Source organism: Azonexus sp. IMCC34842 (genome assembly GCF_050368855.1).
Lineage (GTDB): Bacteria > Pseudomonadota > Gammaproteobacteria > Burkholderiales > Rhodocyclaceae > Azonexus > Azonexus denitrificans_A.
In genome coordinates this window covers 1,239,756-1,265,567 of the sequence record NZ_CP178449.1, presented here as the reverse complement: position 1 = coordinate 1,265,567, position 25,812 = coordinate 1,239,756, and the positions used below count along the sequence as shown (strand labels likewise).

27 protein-coding genes are annotated in these 25,812 nt (G+C 63.1%); 18 read left to right on the top strand and 9 right to left on the bottom strand.

What is annotated here, in order from left to right; translation table 11 throughout:
- Positions 1 to 14 precede the first annotated feature (14 nt).
- Complete coding sequence (locus ACLIKD_RS05990; RefSeq protein WP_428827571.1) at positions 15 to 773, bottom strand: SDR family oxidoreductase; 759 nt, start codon at positions 771 to 773, stop codon at positions 15 to 17.
- A gap of 151 nt (positions 774 to 924) precedes the next feature.
- Here ACLIKD_RS05990 and ACLIKD_RS05985 point away from each other — a divergent pair, with 151 nt between their 5' ends.
- Positions 925 to 1,884, top strand: coding sequence for a LysR family transcriptional regulator (locus tag ACLIKD_RS05985; RefSeq protein ID WP_428827570.1), 960 nt, complete (start codon positions 925 to 927; stop codon positions 1,882 to 1,884).
- A gap of 15 nt (positions 1,885 to 1,899) precedes the next feature.
- Here ACLIKD_RS05985 and ACLIKD_RS05980 read toward each other — a convergent pair whose 3' ends face one another.
- Positions 1,900 to 2,256, bottom strand: coding sequence for a nucleotide pyrophosphohydrolase (locus ACLIKD_RS05980; RefSeq protein WP_428827569.1), 357 nt, complete (start codon positions 2,254 to 2,256; stop codon positions 1,900 to 1,902).
- 99 nt (positions 2,257 to 2,355) lie between these two features.
- Between ACLIKD_RS05980 and ACLIKD_RS05975 the strand changes: the two genes are divergently transcribed.
- Together ACLIKD_RS05975 and ACLIKD_RS05970 are read left to right on the top strand one after the other, a co-directional pair.
- Positions 2,356 to 3,591 carry a dicarboxylate/amino acid:cation symporter gene (locus ACLIKD_RS05975; RefSeq protein WP_428827568.1) on the top strand — a complete coding sequence of 412 codons (1,236 nt, stop codon included), beginning with the start codon at positions 2,356 to 2,358 and terminating at the stop codon, positions 3,589 to 3,591.
- A gap of 56 nt (positions 3,592 to 3,647) precedes the next feature.
- On the top strand, positions 3,648 to 4,169 hold the full coding sequence (locus tag ACLIKD_RS05970) for a gamma carbonic anhydrase family protein (RefSeq protein WP_428827567.1): 522 nt from the start codon (positions 3,648 to 3,650) through the stop codon (positions 4,167 to 4,169).
- A 47-nt stretch (positions 4,170 to 4,216) separates the two neighbouring features.
- Here the strand turns inward: ACLIKD_RS05970 and fliW are convergent, their stop codons facing one another.
- Complete coding sequence (fliW, locus tag ACLIKD_RS05965) at positions 4,217 to 4,660, bottom strand: flagellar assembly protein FliW (RefSeq protein WP_226419392.1); 444 nt, start codon at positions 4,658 to 4,660, stop codon at positions 4,217 to 4,219.
- 115 nt (positions 4,661 to 4,775) lie between these two features.
- Here fliW and ACLIKD_RS05960 point away from each other — a divergent pair, with 115 nt between their 5' ends.
- The 4 genes from ACLIKD_RS05960 (at position 4,776) to ACLIKD_RS05945 (ending at position 9,863) form a co-directional block, all read left to right on the top strand.
- Positions 4,776 to 7,100, top strand: a complete 2,325-nt coding sequence (locus ACLIKD_RS05960) for a Tex family protein (protein ID WP_428827566.1) — start codon at positions 4,776 to 4,778, stop codon at positions 7,098 to 7,100.
- A gap of 185 nt (positions 7,101 to 7,285) precedes the next feature.
- The gene (locus tag ACLIKD_RS05955; RefSeq protein ID WP_226419390.1) at positions 7,286 to 7,630 is read left to right on the top strand and encodes an ArsC family reductase; all 345 of its coding nucleotides are present in this window, start codon (positions 7,286 to 7,288) and stop codon (positions 7,628 to 7,630) included.
- Positions 7,627 to 8,508 carry an Hsp33 family molecular chaperone HslO gene (locus tag ACLIKD_RS05950; protein ID WP_428827565.1) on the top strand — a complete coding sequence of 294 codons (882 nt, stop codon included), beginning with the start codon at positions 7,627 to 7,629 and terminating at the stop codon, positions 8,506 to 8,508. The genes ACLIKD_RS05955 and ACLIKD_RS05950 overlap by 4 nt, the downstream gene beginning before the upstream one ends.
- On the top strand, positions 8,505 to 9,863 hold the full coding sequence (locus ACLIKD_RS05945; RefSeq protein WP_428827564.1) for a sensor histidine kinase: 1,359 nt from the start codon (positions 8,505 to 8,507) through the stop codon (positions 9,861 to 9,863). The genes ACLIKD_RS05950 and ACLIKD_RS05945 overlap by 4 nt, the downstream gene beginning before the upstream one ends.
- A 4-nt stretch (positions 9,864 to 9,867) precedes the next feature.
- Here ACLIKD_RS05945 and ACLIKD_RS05940 read toward each other — a convergent pair whose 3' ends face one another.
- The gene (locus ACLIKD_RS05940; protein WP_428827563.1) at positions 9,868 to 10,338 is read right to left on the bottom strand and encodes an OmpA family protein; all 471 of its coding nucleotides are present in this window, start codon (positions 10,336 to 10,338) and stop codon (positions 9,868 to 9,870) included.
- A gap of 17 nt (positions 10,339 to 10,355) precedes the next feature.
- Positions 10,356 to 10,868, bottom strand: a complete 513-nt coding sequence (locus ACLIKD_RS05935; RefSeq protein WP_428827562.1) for a MarR family winged helix-turn-helix transcriptional regulator — start codon at positions 10,866 to 10,868, stop codon at positions 10,356 to 10,358.
- Positions 10,869 to 10,996: 128 nt separating this feature from the next.
- On the opposite strand from ACLIKD_RS05935, the gene ACLIKD_RS05930 reads away from it, so the two are divergent.
- From ACLIKD_RS05930 to ACLIKD_RS05880, 11 genes are all read left to right on the top strand, one after another.
- Positions 10,997 to 12,226, top strand: a complete 1,230-nt coding sequence (locus tag ACLIKD_RS05930; protein ID WP_428827561.1) for a cation:proton antiporter — start codon at positions 10,997 to 10,999, stop codon at positions 12,224 to 12,226.
- Positions 12,223 to 13,005: a gamma-glutamyl-gamma-aminobutyrate hydrolase family protein gene (locus ACLIKD_RS05925; RefSeq protein ID WP_226419384.1), complete on the top strand. Its 783-nt coding sequence runs from the start codon at positions 12,223 to 12,225 to the stop codon at positions 13,003 to 13,005. Before ACLIKD_RS05930 ends, ACLIKD_RS05925 begins: the two co-directional genes overlap by 4 nt.
- 30 nt (positions 13,006 to 13,035) lie before the next feature.
- Positions 13,036 to 14,310, top strand: coding sequence for a cation:proton antiporter (locus ACLIKD_RS05920; RefSeq protein WP_428827560.1), 1,275 nt, complete (start codon positions 13,036 to 13,038; stop codon positions 14,308 to 14,310).
- Positions 14,307 to 15,461: a YbdK family carboxylate-amine ligase gene (locus tag ACLIKD_RS05915; protein WP_428827559.1), complete on the top strand. Its 1,155-nt coding sequence runs from the start codon at positions 14,307 to 14,309 to the stop codon at positions 15,459 to 15,461. The genes ACLIKD_RS05920 and ACLIKD_RS05915 overlap by 4 nt, the downstream gene beginning before the upstream one ends.
- Complete coding sequence (locus ACLIKD_RS05910; protein WP_428827558.1) at positions 15,461 to 16,720, top strand: hypothetical protein; 1,260 nt, start codon at positions 15,461 to 15,463, stop codon at positions 16,718 to 16,720. The genes ACLIKD_RS05915 and ACLIKD_RS05910 overlap by 1 nt, the downstream gene beginning before the upstream one ends.
- Positions 16,721 to 16,918: 198 nt before the next feature.
- Complete coding sequence (locus ACLIKD_RS05905; RefSeq protein ID WP_226419380.1) at positions 16,919 to 17,497, top strand: SCO family protein; 579 nt, start codon at positions 16,919 to 16,921, stop codon at positions 17,495 to 17,497.
- Entirely contained in the window at positions 17,497 to 17,829 is a 333-nt protein-coding gene (locus ACLIKD_RS05900) for a hypothetical protein (protein ID WP_226419379.1), read from the top strand. The genes ACLIKD_RS05905 and ACLIKD_RS05900 overlap by 1 nt, the downstream gene beginning before the upstream one ends.
- The gene (locus tag ACLIKD_RS05895) at positions 17,792 to 18,925 is read left to right on the top strand and encodes an ABC transporter permease (RefSeq protein ID WP_226419378.1); all 1,134 of its coding nucleotides are present in this window, start codon (positions 17,792 to 17,794) and stop codon (positions 18,923 to 18,925) included. Before ACLIKD_RS05900 ends, ACLIKD_RS05895 begins: the two co-directional genes overlap by 38 nt.
- Positions 18,922 to 19,596 carry an ABC transporter ATP-binding protein gene (locus tag ACLIKD_RS05890; RefSeq protein ID WP_428827557.1) on the top strand — a complete coding sequence of 225 codons (675 nt, stop codon included), beginning with the start codon at positions 18,922 to 18,924 and terminating at the stop codon, positions 19,594 to 19,596. Before ACLIKD_RS05895 ends, ACLIKD_RS05890 begins: the two co-directional genes overlap by 4 nt.
- 6 nt (positions 19,597 to 19,602) lie before the next feature.
- On the top strand, positions 19,603 to 20,610 hold the full coding sequence (locus tag ACLIKD_RS05885; protein ID WP_428827556.1) for a hypothetical protein: 1,008 nt from the start codon (positions 19,603 to 19,605) through the stop codon (positions 20,608 to 20,610).
- Position 20,611: 1 nt separating this feature from the next.
- A complete protein-coding gene (locus ACLIKD_RS05880; protein ID WP_428827555.1) occupies positions 20,612 to 21,106 on the top strand; it encodes a TlpA family protein disulfide reductase in 495 nt (164 codons plus the stop codon).
- 84 nt (positions 21,107 to 21,190) lie between these two features.
- Here ACLIKD_RS05880 and ACLIKD_RS05875 read toward each other — a convergent pair whose 3' ends face one another.
- From ACLIKD_RS05875 to ACLIKD_RS05860, 4 genes are all read right to left on the bottom strand, one after another.
- On the bottom strand, positions 21,191 to 21,763 hold the full coding sequence (locus tag ACLIKD_RS05875; protein WP_428827554.1) for a nitrous oxide reductase accessory protein NosL: 573 nt from the start codon (positions 21,761 to 21,763) through the stop codon (positions 21,191 to 21,193).
- A gap of 56 nt (positions 21,764 to 21,819) precedes the next feature.
- Positions 21,820 to 24,174, bottom strand: a complete 2,355-nt coding sequence (locus ACLIKD_RS05870; protein ID WP_428827553.1) for a TonB-dependent siderophore receptor — start codon at positions 24,172 to 24,174, stop codon at positions 21,820 to 21,822.
- 111 nt (positions 24,175 to 24,285) lie between these two features.
- The gene (locus ACLIKD_RS05865) at positions 24,286 to 25,221 is read right to left on the bottom strand and encodes a FecR family protein (protein WP_428827552.1); all 936 of its coding nucleotides are present in this window, start codon (positions 25,219 to 25,221) and stop codon (positions 24,286 to 24,288) included.
- Positions 25,218 to 25,715 (bottom strand): RNA polymerase sigma factor, encoded by a 498-nt coding sequence (locus ACLIKD_RS05860; protein WP_428827551.1) that lies wholly within the window; start codon positions 25,713 to 25,715, stop codon positions 25,218 to 25,220. Before ACLIKD_RS05860 ends, ACLIKD_RS05865 begins: the two co-directional genes overlap by 4 nt.
- Positions 25,716 to 25,812 lie beyond the last annotated feature (97 nt).

Genomic DNA, 25,812 nt, shown 5'->3' with positions numbered 1-25,812 from the left:
GCCAGCCTTGGGCCTTACAGGAACATGCCGCCCGAGGCCTCGATCCGCTGGGCATTGACCCAGCGGTTGTCGTCGGAAAGCAGCGAGGCGGCCACATCGCCGATGTCATCCGGCAAACCGACCCGCCCCAGCGCCGTCTGCGACGCAATGAAAGCGTTCATTTGCACATTGTCGCGCACCGCGCCACCGCCAAAATCGGTCTCGATCGCCCCCGGAGCAAGAACATTGACGGTAATGCCGCGCGGCCCGAGCTCCTTGGCGAGATAGCGGGTCAGCACTTCGATTGCGCCTTTCATCGCGGCATAGGCGGCAAAGCCCGGTAGCGCGAAGCGGGTCAGCCCGGTCGACACGTTGAGAATGCGCCCGCCGTCGGCAATCAAGGGCAACAGCGCCTGGGTGAGAAAGAAGACGCCCTTGAACTGGATATTGACCAGTTGGTCGAATTGTTCCTCGCTGGTTTCGGCGAAGGCGGCATGGATGCCGATACCGGCATTGTTGAGCAGGTAATCGAAGCGTTCGCGCTGCCATTGTTTCTGTAAAACCCCGCGAACTTCGGCGGCAAAGGCCGGAAATGCGTGGCTGAGGCCGACATCGAGCGGCAGTGCCACAGCCCGGGCACCCAGCTTTTCAATTTCGCCGACCACCGCTTCCGCCTCGGCCCGACCGGTACGATAGGTCAGGATGACATCGATGCCCCGGGCGGCGAGCTTCAAGGCGGCATTGCGGCCGAGACCCCGGCTGCCGCCGGTAACGATGGCAATTTTGCGTTGCATGTTGTGCTCCTGTTCTTCATTGATTTGGCGGGTTTGCCAGCTGCGTTGAATAGCAGCGGGATGAATGCAGTCTATTGAACGATGCAATGAAGATAAATCGGCACCAACCGATTAGACTGTTCGCCATTAATGAACAGTTGGTGCAAGTCTGATGAACCAGATCGAAGCAATGCAGATATACGTCCGGGTGGCCGAGCTGGCCAGTTTCACCCAGGCCGCCCAGCGCCTGGGCTTGCCGAAAGCGAGCATTTCAACCGCCGTTCAACGGCTGGAAAACCTGCTCGGCACGCGCTTGCTGCATCGGACGACGCGGCGGGTGCAAATGACCCAGGATGGTCTGGCGTTTTACGAACGGTGCACGGATCTGCTGGCCGACATGGAAGAAGTTCAGGGCATGTTCCGCGCCAACCCAGCCGAACTGGCCGGCCGGTTGCGCGTCGACATGCCGCTGATCATGGCGCGCGATCTGGTGACGCCGCAATTGCCCGCCTTCATGGCGGCCCATCCCCAGCTGGCCGTGGAGCTGAGCAGCACCGACCGTCTGGTCGATCCGGTGCGCGAGGCTTTCGACTGCGTGGTCCGCGTCGGGACGGTCAGCGACTCCAGTCTGATTGCCCGCGGCCTTGGCTATTACCGGATGATCAACTGCGTCAGCCCGGCCTACGTTACGCGCTTCGGAACCCCGCAAAGCCTCGACGAACTGACCGGGCATCGGCTGGTGCACTATGTCCCGACGCTGGGGACGAAAAGCCCGGGCTTCGAGTACCTCGATGCGAATAACGGCAATCAAACCCGTTTTCTGCCGATGCCAGGTGCCTTGACCGTCAACAATTCCGAGGCCTACCAGGCCGCCTGCCTGGCCGGCCTCGGCCTGATCCAGGCGCCCGAGGTATCCTTGCGGCCCTTGATCGACGCCGGCCGGCTGGTCGAAGTCCTGCCGGCGTATCGCGCCCACCCCATGCCGGTCTCGCTCCTTTATGCCAACCGGCGCCACCTGCCCCGCCGCACCCGGCTATTCATGGCTTGGCTGGCCGAACTGCTGCATCCCCGGCTGGTCGGCCCGGATGGCGAATCGCCGGCGACCTGGAACGCGTTGCCGGACACGGCATGAGCCGGGCCATCCCGCCTAGCCCAGTTCGGAATACTTGGCCCGCGAACCGCGGGCTTTGTCGACCGGATACTTCGCGGCGTTCTTGACCAGCTTGGCACGTGCCGCCGCGGCCAGGTCGATGCCCGCCGTATCGGCGATCAGCAGCAGGTAAAGCAGGATGTCGGCGCACTCGTCGCGCAAGGCTTCGGCGGCCAGCGGCTCGCCCGGCAGCGCCTCGACTTCGGCGTCGCTTTTCCATTGGGTCAGTTCGAGCAATTCCGCCGCTTCGAGGTTGAGCGAGGTAATCAGGTTGCGCAGCGAATGGAACTGCCGCCAATCGCGCGCATCGCGGAATTCCCGCAGCGCGGCGGTCAAGTTTTCGAAATCGCCCATTTTCAACCCCGGTAAATGTAGTGAAGCGATGATGCCAGCACGAACGGCGCCGGACAACGCCGCTAAAATGCCGATTACTTCGATCACAACCTGCCAACGATGAAACGCATCTCGCTCAACACCCAGATCCTGATCGGCTGTACTGCCGGCATTGCCGCCGGACTGGCGCTGCACGCGCAAGGCCAGACAGCGCTGGTGCAGGACACCCTTTACGGCGCAAAACTGGTCGGCAACCTTTTTCTCGATCTGCTGCGCATGGTGCTGGTGCCGCTGGTCTTTTCGTCCATCGTGATTGGCGTCGCCAACCTGCGGGCACACGACCAGATGCACCGCGTCTGGATCACCACCCTGGTCTTTTTCTTCATCACCATGGCGCTGGCCATCGTCATCGGCTTCGGGGCGGCGCATATTTTCCGGCCCGGCGAGGGACTGCATCTCGAGATGTTCGCCGAGGCGACGAAAAACTATCAGGCACGGCAGATGCCGTTGCCCGACTACATCGCCCAGTTCATGCGCGGCCTGTTTCAGAATCCGTTCAAGGCGCTGGCCCAGGGTGACATCCTGGCCATCGTGATGATTGCCCTGTTTCTCGGCATCGCGCTGGTCATCGGCGGCGAGCGTTACCGCAACTTGCGCCAGTTGATCGAGGAATTGCAGGAGCTCTGCCTGATGATCGTCGGCTGGATCATGCACCTCGCCCCGCTCGGCCTCGCCGCCCTGCTGCTGCAACTGGTCAGCACGCAGAACGCTGCGCTGCTGCAAAGCCTCGGCCATTTCATCCTGGTCGTGACCGGCAGCACGCTGTTGCACGGCATTGTCGTGCTGCCGCTGATACTCTGGCTGGTCACCGGCAAGTCGCCGCTGTTCTTTTTCAAAGGGGCGCGGGAAGCCCTGATCACGGCCTTTGCCACCAGCTCCAGCTCGGCGACGCTGCCGGTCACGCTGCGCTGTACCGAGCAGCATCTGCACGTCAAAAAGGACATCGCCAATTTCGTCGTGCCGCTCGGCGCCACCGTGAACATGGACGGCACCGCCCTCTACGAAGCGGCGGCGGCGCTGTTCGTCGCCCGTCTGGCCGGCATCGAACTGGATATCGCCAGCCAGCTGATCATCTTCTTCGTCGCCATGCTCGGCGCCATCGGCGCGCCGGGGATACCCAGCGTCGGCATGCTGAGCATGGTGCTGGTCCTGCAATCGGTCGGTTTGCCGACCGAGGCCATCGCCATCCTGCTGCCCATCGATCGTATCCTCGATACCGTGCGCACGGCGGTCAATGTCGAAGGCGACATGATCGGCAGCCTGATCGTGCAAAAACTCAGCAGTAAGCGGGCGTAGAATCGATTTCCGGCAACGCCAAACGATCAACTTCCAGATTGCCAAAAGGAGACAACATGCCCCTCTTTCGTCTCGGTGAAAAATACCCCCGGCTGGGCGAAAACGCCTGGGTCGCGCCCAATGCCACGCTGATCGGCGACGTCCGGCTCGGCGCCAATGCGTCGATCTGGTGGAATGCGACGCTGCGCGGCGACAACGATCCGATCCACATCGGCGAGAACACCAATATCCAGGATGGCTCGGTGCTGCACACCGACGCAGGCGTTCCGATGCACATCGGCAACAACGTCACCGTCGGCCATTTGGTCATGCTGCACGGCTGCACCGTCGGCGATGGCAGCCTGATCGGCATCGGCTCGGTGATTCTGAATCGGGCGGTGATCGGCAAGGGCTGCATCGTCGGGGCCAACACGCTGATTCCCGAAGGCAAGGTTTTTCCCGACCGCGTGTTGATCGTCGGCTCGCCAGGCAAGGTGGTGCGGGAACTGAGCGATGAAGACGCGGCCAATTTGCTGAAATCGGCGGCCCATTACGTCGACAACGCCGAGCGCTATCGCGACACGCTATCGCTGCTGTAAACGACAACGCGGGGCCGCAGCCCCGCATTCGTTGCTTTCGAAAGCGTTTAGACCGCGCTCGACAGGTTCGACAAGGTGATGTTCGTCTGCATGTTTTCCATTACTTTTTGCAGACCGACCCGTGCCTTGACGTTGATGACCAGCGGGGCGCGCAGATTCGGACTGATCGCCGCCTTGCCTTCGCCTTCGCTCTTGAACAGCACCTGCATCACGGCGACGTCTTCGGGGGCCGGCGATTGCAGCAGCGCATTTTCGGCATCGCTGAGCAGCAGATCGTAGTTGAAGCCGAGCGTCGTCGGATCGACGATCTGGAAAGCCAGGAACGGATCATCCAGCGACTGCAGCGTGAAACTCGACGGTTGTGTCTTGCCTTCTTCATGAACCAACGTAAAGCGCTTGTTTTTCTCGAAGGCGACCAGGCCATTCGGGAAGGTGATAACTTTTTCCGGGTCAATTTCGACGCCACCAAACAGATAAGTTTCAACTTTCATGGGATTCTCCTCTTCGTTGGATTAGTTGCCAGAACATGCTACACCACATGAACGCAGTTGTATTTTTCCAATGAATTAAGCATCATTCACCCCCCCTTGTTGCACTGCCGCATCCATGCTCGCTCCCATCGAACACCGTATCGCCCTTGAACTCGGCGTCCGCCCGGCTCAGGTCATCGCCGCCATCACCCTGCTCGACGAAGGCGCCACCGTGCCCTTCATCGCCCGTTACCGCAAGGAGGTGACCGGCGAACTGGACGACACCCAGCTGCGCAATCTGGAAGAACGCCTGACCTACCTGCGCGACCTCGAAGAACGGCGCACCGCGGTGCTCGCCAGCATCGAGGAACAAGGCAAGCTGACGCCGGAACTGAAGGCCGAGATCGACGATGCCGAAACGAAGCAGCGTTTAGAGGATCTCTACCTGCCGTACAAGCAGAAGCGCCGGACCAAGGCGCAGATCGCCCGCGAAGCCGGCATCGAGCCGCTCGCCCTGAGCCTGCTCGAAGACCCGAACTTGACGCCGGATGACGAGGCCGAAAAATTCCTCAATGCCGAAGCCGGCTTTGCCGATGCCAAAGCGGTACTCGACGGCGCCCGCCAGATTCTGATGGAAAAGTTCGCCGAAGACGCCGAACTGCTGCGCCAGCTGCGCGAATACCTGAATGAACACGGCCACGTCCGGTCTACCGTCGTCGAAGGCAAGGAAACCGAAGGCGCCAAGTTCCGCGACTGGTTCGACTTTGCCGAAGCCATCGCCACCATGCCTTCACACCGTGCGCTCGCCCTGCTGCGCGGCCGCAACGAAGGGATGCTGAACGTCTCGCTGGTCCTCGATTCCGAACTCGACGAAGAGAACATCAAACCCGGCCCCGGCCCTTGCGAGCAGCGCATCGCCGTCCGCTTCGGCATCAAGGACCAGAAACGTCCGGCCGACAAGTGGCTGGCCGACACCGTGCGGTGGACCTGGAAGGTCAAGGTCTATACCCACCTCGAACTCGAACTGATGAACGAGCTGCGCGAACGCGCCGAGGAAGAGGCGATCCGCGTCTTCGGCCGCAACCTGAAGGACCTGCTGCTCGCCGCCCCGGCCGGCCAGCACGTCACGATGGGCATCGACCCGGGCATTCGCACCGGTTGCAAGCTGGCCATCGTCGACGCCACCGGCAAGTTTCTCGATAGCGCCACCATCTACCCGCACGAACCGCGTTGCGACTGGGATGGCTCGCTGGCCACCATCGCCCGCCTGGCTGCGAAGTATCAGGTGACCCTGGTCGCCATCGGCAACGGCACGGCCAGCCGGGAAACCGACAAGCTGGTGCAGGACGTAATGAAGCGTTACCCGGAAGCCCGGCTGACCAAGATCGTCGTCTCGGAAGCCGGCGCCTCGGTCTATTCCGCCTCCGAATTCGCCGCCAAGGAATTCCCCGACCTCGACGTCTCAATCCGCGGCGCCGTCTCGATTGCCCGCCGACTGCAGGACCCGCTGGCCGAGCTGGTGAAGATCGATCCCAAGTCGATCGGCGTCGGCCAGTACCAGCATGACGTCTCGCAAACGAAGCTGGCGCGCAACCTCGATGCGGTGGTCGAAGACTGTGTCAATGCCGTCGGCGTCGATGTCAATACTGCCTCGATTCCGCTGCTCACCCGCATTTCCGGCCTCAACGCCGGGCTGGCCACGAATATCGTCAGCTACCGCGATGCCAATGGCGCTTTCCGCTCACGTGATGCCCTCAAGAAAGTTCCGCGCCTCGGCGACAAGACGTTCGAGCAGGCCGCCGGTTTCCTGCGCGTGCCGAACGGCGACAACCCGCTTGACAGCTCCTCGGTACACCCCGAGGCCTATCCGGTGATCGAGAAGATCATTGTCGACCTGAGCAAGCCGATCAAGGAAATCCTCGGCGACAGCCGGGCGCTGAAGGGCCTCAACCCGAGCAAATACACCGACGAGCGCTTCGGCCTGCCGACCGTCCAGGACATTTTCAAGGAACTGGAAAAACCCGGCCGCGACCCGCGCCCCGAATTCAAGACGGCGACCTTTGCCGATGGCGTCGAAAAGGTCGGCGACCTGCGCCCGGGCATGATCCTCGAAGGCGTCGTCACCAACGTCGCCGCTTTCGGCGCCTTTGTCGATATCGGCGTCCATCAGGACGGTCTGGTGCACGTCTCGGCCTTGTCCAACACCTTCGTCAAGGACCCGCATACCATCGTCAAGGCGGGCCAGATCGTCAAGGTCAAGGTGCTGGAAGTCGATCTGCAACGCCAGCGCATTGCGCTGACCATGCGCATGGGCGACGAGCCGGGCAAAGGCAGCCGCCACGACAGCCCACCGGCGGCGCGCGGCAACCACAACCCGGGGCGCGCCGCGCCGCGCAGCAGCGGCGCACCGGCGCCAGCCGGCAACGCTATGGCCTCGGCCTTTGCCAAGCTGAAACGCTGACCCCCAGATAACCGCCTGCCCGTCAGGCGGTTATCGTTTGCCGATACGCTAAAACCACCGGCGACGTGGCTGGCGAACGGGGCAAGATGCCGTGACAGACTTCCCCCTTAGTTGATCCTCCGGCCCGGTCCGCCGGAGCCCCCGGCGCTGTTATCATTCATTTTTCCCAATAAGCACCCGCGGCAATGATCAAAATATTTGGCATCAAGAATTGCGACACCATGAAGAAAGCCTTCGCCTGGCTGGAAGCGAACGACGTCGCCTACGAATTCATCGATTACAAGAAGGCCGGCATTGCCGAAGCCAGGCTACCCGACTGGAATCAGCGGGCCGGCTGGCAGAAACTGCTGAACACTCGCGGCCTGATGTGGAAGAAACTCAGCGAGGCCGAGCGCGCCGACGTCAACGAAGCCAAGGCGCTGCAGTTGATGGCGCAATACCCGAGCCTGATCAAGCGCCCGGTGCTCGATACCGGCAAGACGCTGCTGGTTGGCTTCAGCCCGGAAACCTACACGGAACAATTGAAATGAGCGACAGCTTCGTCCGCCGCTTCCTGTTCGACGGCCTGGACATCCGCGGCGCGATCGTGCACCTCGGCGATGCCTGGCAACAAATGCAATTCGACCGCAACTATCAGCCGACCGTCGCCCAATTGCTCGGCGAGACGGCCGCTGTCACCGCCTTGATCGCCGGCCAGCTCAAGCAGCCCGGGCGCCTGACGCTGCAGTTGCGCGGCAACGGCCCGGTTCAGCTGCTGGTGATGGATTGCAACGAACAACTGCAGATGCGCGGCATGGCGCGCAGCAACCCGGTGGTGCTACCGGCGCCGGTGCCGACACTGCTTGGCGCCGAGCAAGGCGGTCAGTTGATGATGAGCCTCGACATGCCCGATGCCCGCCAGCCCTATCAGAGCTTTGTCCCGATGGTCGGCGACAGCATTGCCGCCATTTTCGAGCACTACCTCGAGCAGTCGGAGCAGCAGCCGTCGCGCCTGTTTGCCACGGCCGGCCGACAAGCCGCGGCCTGCCTGTTCCTGCAGAAAATGCCGCAAGCCGACCAGCACGACGCCGACGGCTGGGCGCGCATCAGCCAGCTGGCGAGCACGGTCAAACCGGCCGAACTGCTCGAACTCCATGTCGAAACCCTGCTCACCCGGCTGTTCCATGAGGACATGGCGACGCACGGCCTGCGCCTCTACGACGCCCTGCCGGTCACTTACCACTGCCCGGAAGACCGGGAGAAGGTGGGCGACATGATTCGCGCCATTGGCCGGCAGGATGCCGAAACGATTCTCGCCGAGCACGGCGAAATCCTGATTCGCGACGACATCTGCAACCGCGATTACCACTTTTCGGCCGCCGATGTTGCCGCGTTGTTCGAGGCCACGGCGAGCAAGGCGCTGCATTGAGCACAACAACCGATCCGTCGATCCTCGGTCGCCAGGTCGAGCTGCTTTACCGCAACCTGCGCCCCGGCCAGGTCGTCGCGCTGCTCAATGCCAGCCTGCTGAGCTGGGTGGCCGCCTCGCAGCTGCCCCGGATGGTGCTCGGCACCTGGTGGCTGCTGGCCATGCTGGCGGCGGCCTGGCGGATCAGCCTGGCGATCCGCTTTTCCCGGCGGACGACCGATCAACAACACGCGCAGTCCACCTTCTGGCGGCGCCAAGCCCTGGTCGGCGCGGCAGCGAGCGGCCTGGTCTGGGCCGCCGGGGCGATCCTGCTGATGCGATTTGGCGATACCACGCTGCAGCTATTCACCGCGTTGGTGATGGCCGGCATGGTGGCCGGCGCGGTGCCGATACTCGCCGCCGACCAGCGGATCTTCCGCGCCTATGCCTGGCCGGTCGGCCTCGCCGTGCTGATCGGCACCATCGATTCCGATCCGTTGCACATCGCTTTCAGCGCCATGGCGGTGATCTACATGGTGATGCTGACGCGCAGCGCCGACTATTTCCACGACACGCTCCAGGACAGCCTGCGCCTTGAACATGAAAAGGACGGTCTGGTCGCCAATCTCGAACATGCGCGGGAAATTGCCGAGCAATCGAACCGCGCCAAGACGGAGTTCCTGGCCAATATCAGTCACGAACTGCGCACCCCGCTGAACGGCGTGGTCGGCCTCGGCGAATTGCTCAGTCATGAAAACCTGACTCCCGAGCAACACGAATTGCTCGTCCCGCTGCGCCATTCGGCCGACGACCTGATGCGCATAATCAGCCACCTGATCGAACTGTCGGCGCTCGAAGCGGGCCATGCCAGACCGATGCCGTCGCCTTTTCCGGCCGGTCAAACGCTGATCGATACGCTGCTGGTCAGCCATCGCGCCGCGGCAGAAGCCCGGGGGCTGGCCCTGATTAAAGAGATCGATCCGGCCCTACCCGGTGTTTTGGTCGGCGACGTCGAACGGCTGCGCCAGATTTTCACCCACCTGATCGGCAACGCCATCAAGTTTACCGAGCGCGGCCGGGTCAGCGTTTCGGCCCGCATTCATGAGCATGCGGCGACGGCCATCAAGGTGGAGTTCTGCATCGACGATACCGGCCCCGGCATCCCGCCGGAAAAGCTCAAACTGCTCAGCGGCCTGCTAGTCCAGGCCGATGGTTCGAGCGTCCGGCGCCATGGCGGCATTGGCGTCGGCCTGCCGATCGCCCGCAAGCTGATCGAACTGCTCGGCGGCGAACTGCAGATCACCAGTACGGCCGGCGTCGGCAGCCGCTTCAGCTTCACCCTGCCCTTCGCGCTGGTCGCAGTCGAGCAGCACTGAGCGGTTAATCCTGATAGATCAGCTCGACCCGGCGCATGCTGTCGCGACACGCGGCATCGCTACACCCCGGGATGCTCATTTCCCGCCCGACCGGATAGCGACGCAGTTGCCTTCCCGGCACGCCCATCCCGCGCAATAGTTTGAACACCGCCTCCAGCCGCTGCTCGGCCACCGCCAACTGGTAGGAGCGGCTGCCCTGATCGTCGGTATAGCCGACCAGCATCAGTTCCAGCTTCGGATCGGCCTTCAGGCGTTGCGCATGGCGTTGCAGTTTCCGTCGGCCATCCGCATCGACCTGCACCGCGCTGGCCGGGAAAAAAATATTGTTTTCCACATCAAGCGGAACCTCCGGCTTCGGCACGGCACGCCGCGTCGCCGCAGCTTTGGCGCGCGGCGGCGCCAAGGACGGCGATGGCTGGAGCTCGAGCGGTGCCTCGCTGGCGCAACCGGCCAGCAAAGCGGCGAGAAATATCATACGTAGCAAACCGGCCATCAGCTGTTCTCTCCATCGACGCTGCCGACCTGGTCGGCGAGCGGCGTCCCGGCATAAGACGCGTCCTTGCCGGGTAGTTGTTGTATCAAGGCATCAAGATTGATATGCAATGTTTTCAGGGCCACCTCCGGCAGCTCGGCAAGCGCCTGCGGCAGGATGCCTTCGGCCGGCCCCGGCAAGGCGGCCAGTGCCGTCAGGCCGTTCGGCGCCAGACAAAGCCCGACCCGGCGCTGATCGGCACTGTGCCGTTTCTTGGTCAGACAGCCCTGGGCCACCAGTTTGTCCACCAACAGGCTGCAGGTCGATTGATGCACGCCGATCCGCACCGCCAGATCGCTGATGCCGATCTCCGGCCGGCGCCGAACCTCCTGCAAGACCCACATCTGCGAGCCGGGCAGACCGCAACGTTCCTCGACCAGACGGAAATACTGGCGCAGCGAACCGTAGATCAGCCGGAACTGTTGCAACACCTCCATCGCTAACAGCGATGACGAATCGGGATGAGCTGGCATGACGGGGCCTGGCAATTGGCTTGCGTGGACGAAAGGCATCAATTATATTTGCCAGCAATGTAGTTGTACCGTTTTTTGGCGTATTTTCCTTTTCGACGAGGATTTTTGGGGGCTAGCCCCCTTTTTTTATGATCAACTCGATCCAGCTTTTCGGTCTCGTTCTACTGGGCGGCCTGGCGGCTGGCGAGGCATCGAGACGCCTGTTTTCGCTCCCCCGGACCACCGGCTTTGTCGTGTTCGGTCTGCTCGCCGGCTCAAGCGGCCTGAACTGGATCACCGCTTTTCATATCGAATCGATCCAGCTGATTATCGACCTCGCCCTTGGCCTGATTCTTTTCGAGCTGGGCTATCTGGTCCCGCGCAGCGCGGCCGGCGCCGGCCGGCCGCGTCTGTTCGCCGGCCTGGGCATTGCGTTGACCTGCGGCCTGCTGACCTTCGCGCTGTTCGCTTACTGGGGTTTTTCGACCGGCAGCGCGCTGTTTGCCGCCGCCCTTTGTCTCGCCACCTCGCCGGCCATCACCATTGCCACCTGTAGCGACGTCGGCGCCCGGGGCGAGCGTACCGACCTGCTGTACACGATGGTCGCGATCAACGGCTGCGTCGCCTTTTCCGCCGTCGCACTGCTCACGCCCTTCCTCAACGACAGCGAAGCGGCCGGCACGCTGGCGCGCCTGGGCGAAGGACTGGGCAGCATCATCGGCTCGCTGATCTTGGGCGGCGCTTGTGCCGGACTGGTCCTGCTCGGCGCCGAAAAGCTGGAAAAGCAAACCGAGCACCAGCACTTGCTGATCCTCGGCTGCATCGTTCTCGGTGTCGGGACGGCTATCCATCTTGAAGTCTCGGTCTTTCTGCCGATGCTGATTTTCGGTTTTCTGGTGCGCAGCATCGACCGCGAACGCAAGGTCATCGCCCTGCGTATCGCCAGCGACGCTCGCGTTTTTCTCGTCATCACCTTTGTCCTTGCCGGCGCAGCGCTCGATATCGCCTACCTCGGCGACTATTGGCCGGAAGTGCTGCTGATCGCCCTCACCCGCCTGGCCGGCCAGTTGCTGGCCAGCGCCCTGGCCGGCAAACGCCTCGGTCTTTCGCTCAGGGAAAGCGGGCTGCTGACCGTCGGTCTGCAACCCATGTCGAGCGTTGCGCTGGTTCTGCTCGCCAACACACAAATGCTCTATTCAGGTCTCGACCCGAAGCTTGTTGGCATGCTGCTGGCGACTATACTGCTGATGCAGTTATGCGGCCCGCTGGCGACGCAGACCGCGATCAAGGGGTTTGGCGAAGCCAGCAAACTCATCCTCGGACGACCGCCGGCCAAAGTGCCCGAGGCGGCCAAATCGCACGGAGGAACAGCACCATGAGCAGACGTCCCTTACGCATCGGCCTTTCCGCCCGGATTTACCATCCCCTGCCCGGGGCCAGCGGGCTGCAGTCAAAATCGCTGCAGTATCTCGAACAATCGGTGGCTCATTGGGTCATGTCGCGCGAGGTGATGGTCTTCATGATCCCCTCGGTGAGCGGCGACGCTATCGTCCATCGGCGCAGCATCCGGCTTTCCGACTACCCGCAATATCTCGATGGCCTGGTCCTGCAGGGCGGCGCCGACATCTGTCCGCAAAGCTATGGCGAGGAACCTCAACAGCCCGAGTGGGCCGGCGACCGCCTGCGCGACGCCTATGAAATGGAACTGCTGCACGAGTTCATGGAGGCCGGCAAGCCGGTGCTCGGCATCTGCCGTGGCGCCCAGCTGATCAACGTGGCGCTCGGCGGCACGCTGTATCAGGACATCGCCACGCAATACGACAAGCCGGCCATCCACCTGCACGACGACTACGACAAACATGCCCACGAAATCGAATGGGATGCCGACTCCAGCCTGAGCAAGCTCTATCCCGAGACCACCCACGGCGCCGTGGTGTCCATCCACCACCAGGCGATCAAGAGCCTCGGCAAGGGCCTGCACGTCGAGGCGCGAAGCGTCGGCGACGGCCTGATCGAAGCGGTCAGACTGGAAGGCCGGCCCTACGTCCTCGGTCTGCAATGGCATCCGGAGTTTCACCCGCCGGGTAGCCCGCAGTTGCTCGATTGCACCCCGATTCTCGACGGCTTCCTGAACGCCGCACGCGGCCGACGCTGGTGATCTCGCCCGGTACCGACGATCGGACACCGCATGCTCGATAGCCTCCTCGCGCTGCCGCGTTCGCTCTGGGAAAGCCTGCTCGAACGGCTATTCTTCCTGCCGCCGTTTCCGGAAAGCATCGATTCGCTGGCCCTGTTCAGCCTGCTGCTGGTCATCGGACTGCTGATCGGCGAATGGCTGCACGCCCGGGTCGGCTGGCCGAAAGTCATCGGCTACGTACTGGCCGGAACCGTTTTCGGCCCCTCGCTGCTCGGCTGGATCAGCATCGAGGCACTGGCCCAGGCGCGGCCGATTGCCGATGCAGCGCTCGGCCTGCTAATGATGGAGGTCGGCCGCCGGCTGGATATTTCCTGGCTCGGCCGCAACCCCGAACTGTTGCGCAGTACGCTGGGCGACATCGTTCTGTCGTTCGCCCTAATCTTCCTCTTCGCCCTCTGGGTGGTCGGCCTGACGCCCGCCTGGGCAGCCGCCACCGCGGCGGTCACCATGGCCTCGGCGCCGGCGGTCGTACTGCTCACCATCGACGAATACAAGGCCCAGGGCCAGGTCACCGAACGCGTAATCCTGCATACGGCGATCAGTTCGGCCGCCTCCTTCGTCGCTTTCGCCATTGTCCTCGGCATCGTGCATGCCGAACAAAACGAGGGCTGGCTGAACGCGCTAGCCCATCCGCTCTGGGTGGCGGCCGGCGCCCTGCTGATTGCCGGGCTGACCAGCCGAATGGCCCTGGCCATCGCCCGCCTGCTCCCCAAACGGTCGCTCGCCCAGGTTTTTGTGCTGATCGCCTGCGCCCTGCTCGCCGTCGGCATCGGCCGGATGCTGGCGGTACCGGTCTTCCTCACGCTGTTCCTGATGGGCGTGCTGCTGGCCACCCACGACCCGCAGCAAACGCTGCGTTACACGCAGTTGCCGGAGGGCCACTGGCTGCTCGCCATCGTCCTCTTCGTGGTGGTGGGCGCCTCCCTGCCCTGGCAGAACTTCACCTGGCTGACCGGTCTGCAGGCGCTCGGCCTGCTCGCCGTCCGCGCCATCGCCAAAACGGCCGCCCTCGCGCTGGCCGGCGGCAGCCTGCCGATGCCCAAGCGTTTGCTGGTCGGCATGGGCATTCAGCCACTGTCGGCCACCGCCGTCTTCATGGCTTACGAGATTGCCAGCCTTTACCCGGAAATCGGCAGCTCGACCCTGGCCTTGCCGCTGTTCGCCGCCGCCATCATGGAACTGGCCGGCCCTGCCCTGTGCCGCCAGGCCTTGAAGAAATCGGGCGAATGCGAAAGCGGGACGCCTGAGACGGGAGGTATGGCATGAGCAGCACGCCACTCGGCGAATTCACCGACAGCGCCGCCTTGACCCTCGGGGTCGAGCTTGAACTGCAGTTGGTATCGCGGCGCGATTTCGACCTGACGCGCGGCGCCACCGACCTGATCGGCAGCCTCGACTACGACGGCCGCTACGGCGAGATCAAGCTGGAAATAACCGAGAGCATGATCGAGATCAGCACCCAGCCGCAGGCCACCGTCGACGGCATCGCCGCCGACCTCGGCGGCCTGCGCGAGACGCTGCGCCATCACAGCCAACGCAACAATATCGGCATCTGCGGCGGCGGCACCCATCCCTTCCACCGCTGGCCGGAGCGCCGCATCTGCCCGGGCGAGCGCTTCGACGACCTGTACCAGCGCTACGGTTACCTGGCCAAGCAATTCACGGTATTCGGCCAGCACATCCACGTCGGCTGCACCTCGGCCGATGACGCCATCTGGCTGACCCAGGCGCTCGGTGTTTACGTGCCGGCCTTCATCGCGCTCTCCGCCTCGTCGCCCTTCGTCGATGGCGTCGACAGTTTCTTCCAGTCGGCGCGGCTCAATGCCGTTTCGGCCTTTCCGCTGAGCGGCCAGTGCCCGCCCCTGGCCGGCTGGGCCGACTTTGTCGAGCACTTCAGCTTCCTGCAAGCCTGCGGCATTGCCCAGAGCATCAAGGATCTGTATTGGGATGTCCGGCCCAAACCGGAATTCGGCACCGTCGAAATCCGCGTCTGCGATACCCCACTGACCATCGAACAGGCCGCCGCGCTGGCCGCCCTGGCTCAATCGCTGGCCCGCTGGCTGCTCCGCACCCGCCCCGAACTGCAGACCGCCAAACAACTTCATGTTGCCCGCTACAACAAGTTCCAGGCCTGCCGCTACGGCATGGCAGCGATGATTTCCGACCCGATCGCGCTCGCTCAGCAACCGATGCAGGAAATTCTCAAAGCCTTGTTCGAAACCCTGGCCGATGATGCCCGGGAACTCGGCTGCGAACACTGGCTCAAGGCCCTCCGCCACGGCATCGCCGACGAGGCCGGCGATGCCGCCTGGCTGCGCGCAAAACAGCAAGAGCATGGCAACCTGAACGATGTCGTGCGCGAGGCCACCGAGCGCCTGATGCCGCCCCCCAGCAAACCCTCCGCGGAGAATTCCTGATGAAGCGCCGGCTGTCGATCTTTTCGCTCCTCATTGCGGCCAGCACGCCGACGATTGCCGCGCCCCCGGCTTGCCAGTTCGAAAGCGTGGCGAGCGGGCCGCAGAAAATCGGCCGCTGGATCGACAAGAACAACTGGCTGACCACCGAAAACCTGCGCCGTACGCTGCCGGCTGCCAACATCTTCATGCCGGCCCTGCGCCTCGAGCCCGACCAAGCCGGCGAAGTGCTGCGTCCGGCCTCGCGCCAGCTCGATCTCGCGGCTGCCAAGGCGACCGACCCGATCGACGGGCGCGAACGCGACCTCGAGTTCCTGCTCGACAGCCGCCTGGCCGCCGATGGCATCCTGATCCTGCAAAACGGACGCATTCTGGCCGAAAGCTATCGCCACGGCCTGCGCCGCGAAGACCCTCGCCTGCTGCTCCAGGCCACCCGCCCGCTGCTCAACCTGCTCGGCGCGATCAGCATCGGGGTGGGCAAGCTGGCTGCCGACCGCCCGGTCAATCGTTATCTTCCAACCTTGAGCAAACAGCCCGGCATCCGCAAACTGTCCGTGCAACGCCTGCTCGAAAACGAGGAAAGTCGCAGTTGGAGCGACCAGGATCTTGCCGGCTGGCGACAGGCCGGCGGCTGGACGGCCGAAGAGACCGGCCAAGGCATGCGCCCCTGGCTCAGCCTGGCGGGACGCTGGGAAAAGCCGCCGACCGAGCTAAGCGCCCCGGCCGTCGCCGGCAATCCGGATGACGACCTGCTCGCCTGGCTGCTCGCCGAGAGCAACGCCATGCCGCTCTCCCGCCTGTTCTGCGAACAACTGCAGACTCGCCTGCGCCCGGAACATCCGGTGCTCTGGCTGACCGACAGCCAGGGTACCGAACTGGCCGACGGGCTGGCCCTGTCGCTGCGCGATTTCGCCCGGCTCGGCAACCTGCTGCTCGAAACCCGCAGCAACCGCAATCGCAGCCGCATCCCGAGCTGGTTCATCGAAACCCTGACCGCCTCGGCCGGCCTGCGCACCCCGGAAATCCGCGGCCTGACGAAAGGCAGCGAGGCGCGCTATGGCTTCGTGCACCTCGGCGGCGACAGCAACCGGGCCGCCCTGATCGGCCCGCACGGCAACAGCCTATACATCGACTTCGACCGCCGCCTGGTCGTCGCCCTCTACGCCAGCTACCCGGCTGTCACTTCCCCGGCACTGCTGGCAACCCTCGACCAGCTCTGGAAAACCATAGGGACCTCAGGCCTGGCCCTGCGCAAGCCGTGATAAGCCATGCGACCCGGCGACTGCAGTCTGCGGCAATTTGCCGCATACCCGCCAGTCGCCGAACTGGTTAGCATGGCCGCTCCAGCCTGACCATCGCGCTGCGCGGTGCGCTGATGGGGGCAGCCAACCGTTTTTGACCTGGGCACCACTCATTCCAAAGGCAGACTTCGAGTCTGCCTTTTCAGCATCTGTCAGCATATGAAAAAATACGCCCTGATCGGGATTGCCGTTGGCCTGGCGCTGCTGCTCGGCGCGGCGTGGTTGCTCCGTAGCGAAGCGAACGCATCGGACAAAAAGTTGCCGGCCGGCACCGATTTCGTTTTGCAGTCGGCGGACGGCCCGGTCGACTCGAAAGCCTTGCGCGGCAAGGTTCTGTTGGTTTATTTCGGGTACACCAATTGCCCCGACGTCTGCCCGGCCTCGCTGGCCGCCGGTGGTCAGGTACTGAAGGCGCTGGCGCCGGAAGAACGCAGCCGCGTCAAGATGCTGATGATTTCGGTCGACCCGGAGCGCGACACCTTGCAGCACCTGAAGGAATACACCGCCTTCTTCCACCCGGCGATGACCGGCATCACCGGCTCGCCGGCCGAGATCGCGACAGTCGCCAAGGCTTTCGGGGCCGGCTACGGCAAACAGCCGGCCAAGGCCGACGGCAGCTACGCGGTCGATCATACGGTTGCGACCTATGTCGTCGATCCGGCCGGCCACCTGGCCGCCGTACTCGATCTCGGCACGCCAACCGACAAGGTCATCGCAACGGTTAAAAAGCTGCTTTGATGGGACGCCCATCGAATCTGGCTTTTCTGTTACTGGCAATTCTCGGCGCGGCCGCCGGCGGGATTTTCGTCCACTCCGGGCAAGCCGCCACAAGCCACAAGCCACGCCTGCAAGCGACCCGGGATCTGGTCGCCCGCCTTGGCCTGACCGATCTCGCGCTGTTCACCGAGGCCCGCTACACTCGCCACCCCTCGCAGGCCGATCTGCACTCCGCCCTGCAGGACCATCCGGGCGCTTTCGAGCATTTTCCGACCGGCTCGCTGCTGCCGCCCCCCGCTCACCTGACTGAATCCCATGCGACTCTGGCTGGAAAAACAAAGACACCTGATTGATTTCACGCTGGCTTCGCTGGCCCGCCGCAAAACCAAGAATATCGGCCTGCTGCTCGCCTACACGCTGCTGGTTTTCGTGCTGGCTTCGCTGGCGCTGTTCACCAACGCGCTGCGCACCGAGGCGGCTTTTGTGCTGGCCGGCTCGCCGGAAGTCATCGTGCAACGCATGGTGGCCGGCCGGCATGACCTGATTCCGCCCGGCTATCTGGACAAGATCGGCCGCATCCGGGGCGTCCAGAAGAAGGAGGGGCGGCTCTGGGGTTATTACTACGACCCGGTACTCAAGGCCAACTACACCTTCATGGCCCGCCCCGCCGCCGAAGTCGCCGACGGTTACATCATGGTCGGTGCGGCGCTGGCGCGCGAGCGCGGCCTGGAGGCGCACAACACCATTTCCTTTCGTTCCTACTCGGGCAAGCTGTTTGCCTTCGAGGTCGCCAGCGTGCTGTCACCCGACTCCGAACTGCTGTCGGCCGATCTGATCCTGCTGTCGGAAAACGACTTCCGTTCCTTCTTCGAGTATCCGGCCGGGCATTACACCGATATCGCGCTGTCGGTCGCCAATCCGCAGGAAGTTCGCAACATCGCCGGCAAACTCTCGGAAGCCTTGCCGGATTCACGCCCGATTTTGCGCGAAGAGGTGTTGCGCACCTACCAGAGCATTTTCGGCTGGCGCGAAGGCATCGTCCTCACCGTACTGTCCGGTGCCATCCTGGCTTTCGTCATCCTCGCCTGGGAAAAGGCATCCGGCCTTTCCGCCGAGGAAAAACGCGAAATCGGCATCCTCAAAGCCATCGGCTGGGAGACCGGCGACGTCATCCGGATGAAGCTGTGGGAAGGCCTGCTCATTTCGCTGACGGCCTTCCTGCTCGGTTTCATCGGTGCCTACGTGCATGTCTTCCACTTCGGCGCGCCGATCTTCGAGCCGGTGCTCAAGGGCTGGTCGGTGCTCTACCCGCGCTTTACGCTACTGCCGGCGGTCGACGGCCTGCAGATCGCCACGCTGTTCTTCTTCACGGTCTTTCCCTACACGGCAGCGGTGCTGGTGCCGATCTGGCGGGCGGCAATTACCGACCCCGACGCGGTGATGCGATGATCGAACTATCCAACATCAAGAAGGCCTTCAACCAGGGCCGGCCCAACGAATACTGGGCGCTCAACGGCATCGACCTGACGGTGGAACCCGGCAAGGTGACCGCCTTTCGCGGCCCCAGCGGTTCCGGCAAGACAACGCTGCTGACGCTGGTCGGCTGCCTGGCACGGCCGACCAGCGGCCGGGTGCGTTTCAAGGGCGAGGATATTTCCGGGCTGCCCGAGCGCTTCCTGACCGACATCCGGCGCCGGAGCTTCGGTTTCATCTTCCAGCAATTCAACCTGATCAAGGGCCTGTCGGCGCTGGAAAACGTCATCCTGCCCGGCTTTCCGACCGGCCGCCGGCGCGCCGAACTGGTCGCTGCCGCCACCGCCTTGTTCGAGCAATTGAAACTCGGCCACCGCCTGCATGCCAAGGTCGAATGGCTGTCCGGCGGCGAACAGCAGCGCGTGGCGATCGCCCGGGCGCTGATCAACGATCCGGAAGTGATCATCGCCGACGAGCCGACGGCCAATCTCGACACCACGCTTTCCCGCGAATTCATGGCCATCCTCGAAGGCTTCACGGCCGCCGGCAAAACCGTGCTGCTGACCAGCCACGATCCGCTGGTCGTCGAATCGTCGGCGGTGCATCGCGTCGTCGGCATGCGCGACGGCATGCTGGTCGACCACTAGCCCGGCATGCTTTTCCAGCCCGCCATCATTGCCCTGCTCATGGCCGCCGGCGTTGCGGTAGTCATGCTGGCGGCCGCCGCGCCGTTTGCCGTCCGGGTGATCCGTCACTGGGACATCCGCAGCGGCGCCGAGCGGCAACTCGGGCTGGAGCGCCAGACCTACCTGTTCTCGACCCTGCTCAGTTTTGTCTTTGTTGCCCAACTCGGCGCCCTGCTGCTCTTTGTCTTCAACGCCGACCGGCTATCGGCGATGTTCGTCGGCGCCATGTGCGCGGTCGGCACGCTGAACGTCAATGGCTATGGCTTTCCCTCGCTGATCACCCAGATGCTGGTTTTTTTCTTCGCCGCCATGTGGCTGGCGATCAACCACGTCGACACCCGCGCTCCTGATTACCCGCTGGTGCGGATCAAATATGCCCTGCTGCTGGTCCTGCTCCCGCTGCTGATCGTCAGTTTCTGGCTGGAGTTGAAGTACTTTCTCGGCCTCAAGGCCAACGTCATCACCTCCTGCTGCGGCAGCCTGTTTTCCGAAAAAGCGACGACGATTGCCAGCGAAGCCTCGGCGATGGCTGCGCAACCAGCGCTCTTCCTCTTTTACGGCACGATGACGCTGACCATTGCCAATGCGCTGTGGCACTGGCGGCTCCCCAGCCGGACCGGCGGCTATCTGCTGGCGGCGAGCAGCGCGATGGGCTTCATCGTTGCCATCATCGGGGTGCTGTCCTTCATTTCGCTTTACATCTACGAGCACCCGCATCACCACTGCCCATTCTGCATTCTCAAGCCGGAATACAGCTATCAGGGCTACTGGCTATACGTGCCGCTCTTTACCGGCACAGCGGCCGGCCTGGGCGCCGGCGCGCTGCAGGCCTTTGCCCGGGTGCGCAGCCTGCAGGCCATTGTTCCAGCCGTGTCGGGCCGTCTGGCCGGGCTGGCGGCCGCCGGCTATATGCTCTTCATCGCACTGGCGACCTGGTTTGTGGTGGCTTCCAATCTGATCCTGATCGAACGCTGAAATGCGCCTTCTTGCCTTGCTGGCCGGGTTGTTCGTGCTGACCGCCTGCGGTAGCGACCACCCGGACATGAAACTGAATAACGGCGATCCGGCCCCCCAATTTTCCACCGTCGCCGTCGACGGCACCCCGGTCGCCTACCCCGCCACCTATGCCGGCAAGCCGCTGGTCATTCGTTTCTGGGCCGACTGGTGCAAATACTGCGCCGGCGAAATGCAGGCCATCGAGCAGGTTTATCGACGCCACCAGGATAAAGGCCTGGCAGTCGTGGCGATCAATACCGGCCAGGACCGGGCGACCATCGCTGCCTTCGCCCATAAGGTCGGCTTCAGCTACCCGGCACTGCTCGATGAAACATCGGTCATTGCCAAACGTTACGGCGTGGTCGGCCTGCCGACGACGTACTTTGTCGACGCACAAGGCATCGTCCGCGGCAAGATCGTTGGCGAGGCCGACGAGGCTACTTTCGAGCGCCAGGCCCTGGCGCTTTTCAAATGAAAGAGCTGACCCCATTTGTCTGGAGGGATATTCCACAGCGATAACCGGAGCCACTCGCGGCGCCTGCAGAAAAACTGAGCCGGCTCAGCCCGCCGCTTCAGCTTTCTTTCGCCGCTGCCGCTCCAGATCGTTGCCGTAACGCTTAAGCAGACTGTTGGCCGTTTCTTCCAGCGATGCGCTGATCGCCGTGGCAAAGCTGCCGATTTCGCCGCCGTAAGTCAGTTTGGCCTGCAGCGCGGCATCGCGGCTGGCAAACGGAACCTTGCTGACCGGCGTCATCACGCCGCGCAGATCGCTGCCGATCAGGTAAGTAGCCGATGCAGCTTCGACCAGCGGCCGGGGATTGGCGGTCACGCCGTTGTCCGGGGCATAAATCGCCGTGAAGCCGCGCCGCCGCTCGCGCAGCATGCATTCGGCGACGCAATGCACCGAGCAGGTGCCTTGCACGAAGCCGTCACCATAAACCAGCAGATGCCGGGCGTAATGGAAACGGCGACGATCCATGTTGCAGATCACGCAGCGCGGGTATTTTTCCAGTTCGTTCTCGAGCGGCGCAGCATCGACGCGCACCTCATCGGCATCCTTCTTTTCCTGCGCCGCACCATAGCCGGCCATCGCCAGCAGCAGGGCACCGCCGAGCAGTGTTCTTCTTTTCATCGAAATCTCCTGTCACCGCCCGGCAGGCATGACTCCCGGGCGAAATTGTCGGACCATCAGTAACTGGCGCGAAGGGTCAGCATCACATTGCGCGGATCACCGTAGGTGTTGTAGGTATTCGTTCCCCCAAGCCGGGTGTAGTACTTGGTGTCGAAGAGATTGTTGATATCCAGGGTCACGGCGTAGTTCTTGTCGATCGCGTAACCGACCTGCGCCTTGACCACCGAATAGCCGTTTTGCAGGCGCGGTGCAACCGTCGGATTGGCGGCACCACTGGCCGACTGGGTCGCGCCATTGACCCCCAGGCCGACACTGAAGCCGCTCAACAAGCCTTCGCCAAAACGATACTTGCTCCACAACTTGAATATTTCCTTGGGGTACCAGAAACTGACCGGCTGACCAGTACTCGAGCCATTATTCAACCACTTGGTGGTCAAGTTCGTGTAGCCGGCCGAAATATCCCAGCGGGCCAGCGGACGACCGACCATTTCCAGCTCCCAGCCCTTGCTTTCGAGCTCGCCGGCCGAGACGTAATAGCCTGGATTGTCCGCGTCGGCCAGCGCCCGGTTGGTATCGCGAATATTGAAAAGAGCCGCCGTAACGGCCAGCTTTCCCGCAAAAAAGTCGACCTTGCTGCCGATTTCGACCTGTTTTCCGAGGCGCGGATCGAGGATGCTGTTATCGACCCGCTGCTGGGTTTGCGGCACGAAAATATCGGCGTAACTGCCATATAACGTGACGTCCCGAGTGACGTCCCAGACCACGCCGGCATACGGGGTGAATTCGCCTTTCGCGTTGCCACCCCGCGTCCAGTCGGTCGGCGTCGGGTGCGGCGAGATGTTGCGCGACTGATAGTCGTAGTTCGAGAAGCGCCCACCCAGAATCACTTTCAGCGGGTCGGCCAGACTCAGGGTTAGCTTGCTGTAAATCCCCGATTGCTTGGTGACGCTTTGACTGCCGGCCCTGTAGATGACATTCGGTTCCGGCACGGCGGGAGGGTCCGAGAGCCTGATGTTGGCTACATTGAGGTAGGCACTGCCCGAGGAGTTCGGATTGGCGCCCCGTCCGGTACTTTCATAGCGGCTGTAATTGGCGCCGAGTAGCAACTCATGCTTGCGACCGAGCAATTTGAACGGACCGCTGGCGAACAGGTCGATCCCATCGTGCTGGTAGTCGTACTTGAACTCCCGGCGCGCGTAATTGGCAATCGTCATGGTCGCCGGATTGACCCCCGTCGTCGGGTAGCCATCCTTGAAGAAGAAGCCCTGATCGCGGCGCTGGAGCTTCAGTGAAGCGACCCAGTCGCTATCGAAGCAGTGGTTCAATTCCCCGCCGACGTCAAGCGTGTCCCACTCCGACCGATTCCAGTCCGGGTAAGGGTTGAATGATCGGGGCACTGACAGGAAAGTGCCGTTGGTATAGGCGGGCAGCCCAGAGAAGCCGGTCGAATCGTTGTTCTGGTAAGCGAAGAAAACGTTGCCCGTGGTCGTCGGCGTGAAATCCAGATCCAGCGTTCCATAGGCCAGCCACTTTCGATCATGGACCCGGTTATAGACATAGTCGCGGTCGATGTAGGAGAAGACCGCCCTGCCGCGCAGGCTGGCGCTTTCGTTGAGCGGCCCGGTCACGTCGGCTTCCATCCGGTAGTTTTCCCACGTCCCGGCGGAACCGGCAAAGGTGGCGGCAAAGGCATCCTTGGGGCGTTTCCTGACAAAATTGACGGTTCCCGAGAAGGAACCGGACCCTTGCAGCACGCCGGATGGACCGCGCAGCACTTCGACACGTTCGTAGATCGGCAGATCAAATTGTTGGTACCCGGAAAGCGGCATCGAGGACGGGATACCGTCATGCTGGACTTCCAGCGCGGCACCGCGCGAATGGTATTGGCCCTGGGTAATGTCGTTCGACACCGCCTGGACTCCAGTGACCTGGGATAGCGCATCCCAGGTGGTCATCATGTTCTGGTCGTCCATCTGCTCGCGAGTCAGGACCGACACCGAATTGGGGATTTCGCGCAGCGTCTGGGGGGTCTTGCCGGCGACCGTAATTTTCTCGGCCTTGTAGCCGTGCTCGGCGCTCGCCCGGACCAGGACCTCAGGCATCACGGTCGAATCGGGAGGCGAACGCTTGACGACATAGGTGCCCTTGCCGGTGTTGCCGAATACCAGGCCGCTGCCAGCGAGCAGCTTGCGCAGCGCTTCATCCGGAGCGAGCTGACCATGCAGCGAAGCGGACTGAGCGCCCTTGACTTCGTCGGCGGAGAACAATATCTGGATGCCACTCTGGGTAGCCAACGCCGTGAGCGCGCTGCCCAGGTTCTGGGCGGCGATGTCAATCGGCTTGACCTGGGCGATGGCGCCACCGGAATGAATGGCGGCGACCAGCAGCGCGAGGCGCAGTGGTTGGTGCATGAAGTTTCCCCCTGTTACATGTTTTTGTGACGGGACAAATACGTCCGACATTGCTTAAGACGTAAAAAGGGGCGCTACCCTGACATCGATTCCGAAATATTTTTGCCGCGCTTAGCGCTGGCGCAGCCGGGTACCGTCCGGCGTCTCTTGGACCCTGACCGGCAGGATCGCGGCGAGCGCCTTGAGCAGACCAGCTCGGTCCGTCCGGTCGAAAACGCCGCTGACCCGATAGCGGTCTAGCGCACTGTCGGCAAGGCTGACCGGACGCTCATGCTGGCGGTTGATCTGGCGTACCACTTCGCCGAGCGATGCCTCGGCAAACAGCCAGCGATTGTCCAGCCAGGCGCAGGCGGCCTGCGGCGTGATGGCCTGACTGGCGGAAATCCGGCCGGCCTGGTAGCTGGCCTGCTGACCGCCGTTCAGCAGGCGTTTGGTCGGTTGCGCGTCGAGGCTGATCTCGACGGCGCCCTCGGTAACCGAGACGGTCACCTTGCCCCGGTCTTCCAGGACATTGAAGGTCGTGCCGATATCGCGCAAGCTCCCCTCGCCGGCCCGCACCTCGAAGGGACGCAGACCAGGCGCCACCTTGAACAGGGCCTGCCCGCGCTCGAGCGTGATCCGCCGTCGCCACAGCGAATACTCGACGTGCAGCACGCTATCCGCATCGATTGCGATGTGCGAGCCATCGGCCAACTGCAGTTCGGCGGTTTCGCCGATCCCGGTGCTTTTCTGCAGGTCGACGCCAGTCGCCGTATAAACCAAGGCCAGAACGGCAGCCACCGCAAGGGCAAACGCTCCGCCGGCCAAACGCTGTTTGCGCCGCCGCGGCCGCGCCAGACCATCGATAGCCCCCCACAGTTTCTCGAAGCTGGCGTATTCCCGCTGATGCCGCTCGGACGAGGCCAGCCAGCGCTGGAAACGCTGGCGTTCGTGATCGGCGAGCCGTGGCTGGCGCAAGCGGATGAACCAGGTGGCAGCTTCCTCGGCCAATTGGTCGGACTCGCCAGCACCGGCCGGAGCGCCAAAATCGGTAGCATCACGCTTCATGCCGGCATGACCCGCAAGCGCAGCAGGACCAGGGCGCGCACCAGATGTTTTTCGATGGCATTGACGGTGACCCGGTATTCCCGCGCCAGGGTCGCCTGCGGAATGCCGTCGAACTTGTGGCGAATGAAGACCTCCCGGCATTTGGGCGGCAACTCCTCGATGGCCCGGCGCAGCCGATCGAGCTCCTGGCGGGCCATGGCAAAGCGCTCGGGCGCCGGATAGTCGGAGGCCAGCTCGGTGCATTCGGCAATATCGACCCACTGCCCCGCCTTGACCGGATTGGCCCGAAAATGGTCGGTCGCCAGATGACCGGCGATCCGGAACAGAAAGGCACGCGGGTTCTCGATCGGCGAGGCTGGCGCGGCAAACATGTAGCGGATGAAGACCTCGTGCGCCAGTTCGGCAGCGGCCTCGACACAGCAAATCCGGCGCGCCAGAAAACGCCGGATTTCACCGATGTGTTCGATATAAAGACAGGTAATTGCGCTGGCCATGAAATGCTGACGGCAACCTGGACAGGGTTGTTTTTAAGGCGGCGATTCTAGAAGCAATTACCACCTTGGTCGTGCGGCTAATTGACGCACAGCCGGT

What these genes read in the sequence shown, in the direction of transcription:
- ACLIKD_RS05990 (WP_428827571.1), bottom strand. Translation starts at nt 773, where the DNA reads ATGCAACGCAAAATTGCCATCGTTACCGGCGGCAGCCGGGGTCTCGGC.
- ACLIKD_RS05985 (WP_428827570.1), top strand. Translation starts at nt 925, where the DNA reads ATGAACCAGATCGAAGCAATGCAGATATACGTCCGGGTGGCCGAGCTG.
- ACLIKD_RS05980 (WP_428827569.1), bottom strand. Translation starts at nt 2,256, where the DNA reads ATGGGCGATTTCGAAAACTTGACCGCCGCGCTGCGGGAATTCCGCGAT.
- ACLIKD_RS05975 (WP_428827568.1), top strand. Translation starts at nt 2,356, where the DNA reads ATGAAACGCATCTCGCTCAACACCCAGATCCTGATCGGCTGTACTGCC.
- ACLIKD_RS05970 (WP_428827567.1), top strand. Translation starts at nt 3,648, where the DNA reads ATGCCCCTCTTTCGTCTCGGTGAAAAATACCCCCGGCTGGGCGAAAAC.
- fliW (WP_226419392.1), bottom strand. Translation starts at nt 4,660, where the DNA reads ATGAAAGTTGAAACTTATCTGTTTGGTGGCGTCGAAATTGACCCGGAA.
- ACLIKD_RS05960 (WP_428827566.1), top strand. Translation starts at nt 4,776, where the DNA reads ATGCTCGCTCCCATCGAACACCGTATCGCCCTTGAACTCGGCGTCCGC.
- ACLIKD_RS05955 (WP_226419390.1), top strand. Translation starts at nt 7,286, where the DNA reads ATGATCAAAATATTTGGCATCAAGAATTGCGACACCATGAAGAAAGCC.
- ACLIKD_RS05950 (WP_428827565.1), top strand. Translation starts at nt 7,627, where the DNA reads ATGAGCGACAGCTTCGTCCGCCGCTTCCTGTTCGACGGCCTGGACATC.
- ACLIKD_RS05940 (WP_428827563.1), bottom strand. Translation starts at nt 10,338, where the DNA reads ATGATATTTCTCGCCGCTTTGCTGGCCGGTTGCGCCAGCGAGGCACCG.
- ACLIKD_RS05935 (WP_428827562.1), bottom strand. Translation starts at nt 10,868, where the DNA reads ATGCCAGCTCATCCCGATTCGTCATCGCTGTTAGCGATGGAGGTGTTG.
- ACLIKD_RS05930 (WP_428827561.1), top strand. Translation starts at nt 10,997, where the DNA reads ATGATCAACTCGATCCAGCTTTTCGGTCTCGTTCTACTGGGCGGCCTG.
- ACLIKD_RS05925 (WP_226419384.1), top strand. Translation starts at nt 12,223, where the DNA reads ATGAGCAGACGTCCCTTACGCATCGGCCTTTCCGCCCGGATTTACCAT.
- ACLIKD_RS05920 (WP_428827560.1), top strand. Translation starts at nt 13,036, where the DNA reads ATGCTCGATAGCCTCCTCGCGCTGCCGCGTTCGCTCTGGGAAAGCCTG.
- ACLIKD_RS05915 (WP_428827559.1), top strand. Translation starts at nt 14,307, where the DNA reads ATGAGCAGCACGCCACTCGGCGAATTCACCGACAGCGCCGCCTTGACC.
- ACLIKD_RS05910 (WP_428827558.1), top strand. Translation starts at nt 15,461, where the DNA reads ATGAAGCGCCGGCTGTCGATCTTTTCGCTCCTCATTGCGGCCAGCACG.
- ACLIKD_RS05905 (WP_226419380.1), top strand. Translation starts at nt 16,919, where the DNA reads ATGAAAAAATACGCCCTGATCGGGATTGCCGTTGGCCTGGCGCTGCTG.
- ACLIKD_RS05900 (WP_226419379.1), top strand. Translation starts at nt 17,497, where the DNA reads ATGGGACGCCCATCGAATCTGGCTTTTCTGTTACTGGCAATTCTCGGC.
- ACLIKD_RS05895 (WP_226419378.1), top strand. Translation starts at nt 17,792, where the DNA reads ATGCGACTCTGGCTGGAAAAACAAAGACACCTGATTGATTTCACGCTG.
- ACLIKD_RS05890 (WP_428827557.1), top strand. Translation starts at nt 18,922, where the DNA reads ATGATCGAACTATCCAACATCAAGAAGGCCTTCAACCAGGGCCGGCCC.
- ACLIKD_RS05885 (WP_428827556.1), top strand. Translation starts at nt 19,603, where the DNA reads ATGCTTTTCCAGCCCGCCATCATTGCCCTGCTCATGGCCGCCGGCGTT.
- ACLIKD_RS05880 (WP_428827555.1), top strand. Translation starts at nt 20,612, where the DNA reads ATGCGCCTTCTTGCCTTGCTGGCCGGGTTGTTCGTGCTGACCGCCTGC.
- ACLIKD_RS05875 (WP_428827554.1), bottom strand. Translation starts at nt 21,763, where the DNA reads ATGAAAAGAAGAACACTGCTCGGCGGTGCCCTGCTGCTGGCGATGGCC.
- ACLIKD_RS05870 (WP_428827553.1), bottom strand. Translation starts at nt 24,174, where the DNA reads ATGCACCAACCACTGCGCCTCGCGCTGCTGGTCGCCGCCATTCATTCC.
- ACLIKD_RS05865 (WP_428827552.1), bottom strand. Translation starts at nt 25,221, where the DNA reads ATGAAGCGTGATGCTACCGATTTTGGCGCTCCGGCCGGTGCTGGCGAG.
- ACLIKD_RS05860 (WP_428827551.1), bottom strand. Translation starts at nt 25,715, where the DNA reads ATGGCCAGCGCAATTACCTGTCTTTATATCGAACACATCGGTGAAATC.